This window comes from Inquilinus sp. YAF38 (assembly GCF_052113205.1).
Lineage (GTDB): Bacteria > Pseudomonadota > Alphaproteobacteria > DSM-16000 > Inquilinaceae > Inquilinus.
The window spans coordinates 1-3441 of record NZ_JBFRCU010000183.1 but is presented as its reverse complement, the minus strand read 5'-3'; the positions used below and the strand labels follow the sequence as shown (position 1 = coordinate 3441).

The window sequence follows — 3441 nt, the reverse complement described above, 5'->3', positions numbered from 1 at the left end:
TGCTTCCGGGCGGGTTCACCTCCTTCGAGGCGACCGCGATCGGCGGTTCCTCGACCGCGACGGGGGCCGGCAGCACGGCAGTCGGCGGCAACACCAACGCGACCGGGACCTGGTCCACGGCTCTCGGCCTGGCCTCCAGCGCCACGGCGGACCACGCCACGGCAGTCGGCGTCCTCGCCAACGCCTCGGCGGCGGATGCGCTCGCCCTGGGCAACGGGGCCACGGCCGGCGACGCCGGCGCGGTGGCGCTGGGCACGGGCTCGGTGACGGCCGCGGCGGTGGGCACGTCCAGCGCGACGATCGCCGGCACGACCTACAACTTCGCCGGCACGGCGCCGGGCAGCACGGTCAGCGTCGGTGCGCCGGGGGCGGAGCGGACGATCACCAACGTCGCGGCCGGGCGGATCGCGGCGACTTCGACCGACGCGATCAACGGCAGCCAGTTGTTCGCCACCAACACGGCGGTCGACGACGTTGCCAGCCAGATCACCGACGTCACCGGCAAGCTGACGCATTACTACAGCGTCAAYGACGGCGGCACGGCGGGGGGCAATTTCAACAACGACGGCGCGACCAGCGCGGGTGCCCTGGCGGCCGGCATCGGGGCCGTGGCATCGGGCGGCCCGTCGACGGCGGTCGGCAACAACGCCGCCGCGACSGGCGGGACCACGGTCGCTCTCGGCAGCGGGGCGACGGCGACCAGCGGCGGCGTCGGCGCGGGCATGGCCCTGGGGGCCGGCGCCAAGGCCATCGTGACGGCCGGCGACGGCTCGCCGATCGCCATCGGCCCGGGTGCGAMTGCRAGCGGSGCCGCSGGCACGSTGCTTCCGGGCGGGTTCACCTCCTTCGAGGCGACCGCGATCGGCGGTTCCTCGACCGCGACGGGGGCCGGCAGCACGGCAGTCGGCGGCAACACCAACGCGACCGGGACCTGGTCCACGGCTCTCGGCCTGGCCTCCAGCGCCACGGCGGACCACGCCACGGCAGTCGGCGTCCTCGCCAACGCCTCGGCGGCGGATGCGCTTGCCCTGGGCAACGGCGCCACGGCCGGCGATGCCGGCGCGGTGGCGCTGGGCACGGGCTCGGTGACGGCCGCGGCGGTCGGCACGTCCAGCGCGACGATCGCCGGCACGACCTACACCTTCGCCGGCACGGCGCCGGGCAGCACGGTCAGCGTCGGGGATGTCGGCGCCGAGCGGACCATCACCAATGTCGCGGCCGGCCGGATCGCGGCCACCTCGACCGACGCGGTGAACGGCAGCCAGCTCTTCGCCACCAACACGGCGGTGGACGACGTCGCCAGCCAGATCACCGACGTGACCGGCAAGCTGACGCACTACTACAGCGTCAACGACGGCGGCACGGCGGGCGCCAACTTCAATAATGACGGCGCCACCGGTGCCAATGCCCTGGCCGCCGGGATCGCGGCCTCGGCGACGGGCGGCGGCGCCGCCGCGCTCGGCTGGCAGGCCAATGCCGGCGGCCTCAATGCCCTGGCCTTGGGCGTCGGCACCAACGCCAGCGCCGACTCCGCCATTGCCCTGGGCAATGCGAGCGCCGGCTCCGGTGCCTTGTCGGTGGCGATCGGCGCGGTGGCCAACGCGTCGGCAGACGGCGCCGTCGCCTTGGGCGGCCTTGCCGACGCCTCGGCGACGGACGCGCTCGCCCTGGGCCACAACGCCACAGCCGGCAATGCCGGCGACGTGGCGCTGGGCTCCGGCTCGGTGACGGCGGCGGCGGTCGGCACGACCAGCGCGACGATCGCCGGCACGACCTACAACTTCGCCGGCACGGCGCCGACCAGCACGGTCAGCGTCGGGGATGTCGGCGCCGAGCGGACCATCACCAATGTGGCGGCGGGGCGGCTCTCCGCGACCTCGACCGACGCGGTGAACGGGTCGCAGCTCTTCGCCACCAACACGGCGGTGGACGACGTCGCCAGCCAGATCACCGACGTCACCGGCAAGCTGACGCATTACTACAGCGTCAATGACGGCGGTACGGCGGGCGGGAACTACAACAATGACGGCGCCACCGGCCTCAACGCCGTGGCGGCGGGCGTCGCGGCCTCGGCGACGGGCGGCGGCGCCGCCGCGCTCGGCTGGCAGGCCAATGCCAGCGGCCTCAACGCCCTGGCCTTGGGCGTCGGCACCAACGCCAGCGCCGACTCCGCCATTGCCCTGGGCAATGCGAGCGCCGGCTCCGGTGCCTTGTCGGTGGCGATCGGCGCGGTGGCCAACGCGTCGGCAGACGGCGCCGTCGCCTTGGGCGGCCTTGCCGACGCCTCGGCGACGGACGCGCTCGCCCTGGGCCACAACGCCATAGCCGGCAATGCCGGCGGGGTGGCGCTGGGCTCGGGCTCGGTCACGGCGGCGGCGGTCGGCACGGCCAGCACCACCATTGCCGGCACGACCTACAACTTCGCCGGGGCCACACCGGGCAGCACGGTCAGCGTCGGCGATGTCGGCGCCGAGCGGACCATCACCAACGTCGCGGCGGGGCGGATCGCGATCGACTCGACGGACGCGATCAACGGCAGCCAGCTCTTCGCCACCAACACTTCGGTCGACACGCTGAACACCAAGGTCAACAACATCAGCAACGGCGGCGGGATCAAGTACTTCCATGCCACCTCGACCCTGGCGGACAGCCAGGCGACGGGCACGGACAGCACCGCTGCCGGACCCGGGGCGGTGGCCTCGGTGACGGACGGTGTCGCGGTCGGTCACGGTGCCACGGCCGGCGTCAATGCGGGGGACGTTGCTCTGGGCTCGGGCTCGACCACCGCAGCGGTCGTGGCCACGCCGAGCACGACGATCGCCGGCACGACCTACAACTTCGCCGGCACGGCGCCGGGCAGCACGGTCAGCGTCGGCGCGGCGGGGGCCGAGCGGACCATCACCAATGTCGCGGCCGGTCGGATCGCGATCGACTCGACCGACGCGGTGAACGGCAGCCAGCTCTTCGCCACCAACACCTCGGTCGACACGCTGAACACCAAGGTCGACAACATCAGCACCGGCGGCGGCATCAAGTACTTCCACGCCACCTCGACCCTGGCCGACAGCCAGGCGACGGGCACGGACAGCACCGCTGCCGGACCGGAGGCGGTGGCCTCGGTGACGGACGGCGTCGCGGTCGGCCACGGCGCGACCGCCGGTGCCAACGTCGGTGACGTGGCGCTGGGCTCCGGCAGCACCACCGCTGCGGTTGTCGGCACGACCGGCACCGCCATCGCCGGCACGACCTACAGCTTCGCCGGCACCACGCCGACCAGCACGGTCAGCGTCGGCGATGTCGGTGCCGAGCGGACCATCACCAATGTCGCGGCGGGGCGGCTCTCCGCCACCTCGACCGATGCGGTGAATGGCAGCCAGCTCTTCGCCACCAACACGGCGGTCGACAGCGTCGCCAGCGACGTCACCACCATCACCGGCAAGC

At 73.5% G+C, this 3441-nt stretch carries 1 protein-coding gene; it reads left to right on the top strand.

The annotated features are described in order from the left end of the window. The coding region (locus tag AB4Z01_RS35980; protein ID WP_441701620.1) for a beta strand repeat-containing protein at nucleotides 1–3441 on the top strand (3441 nt) is incomplete at both ends.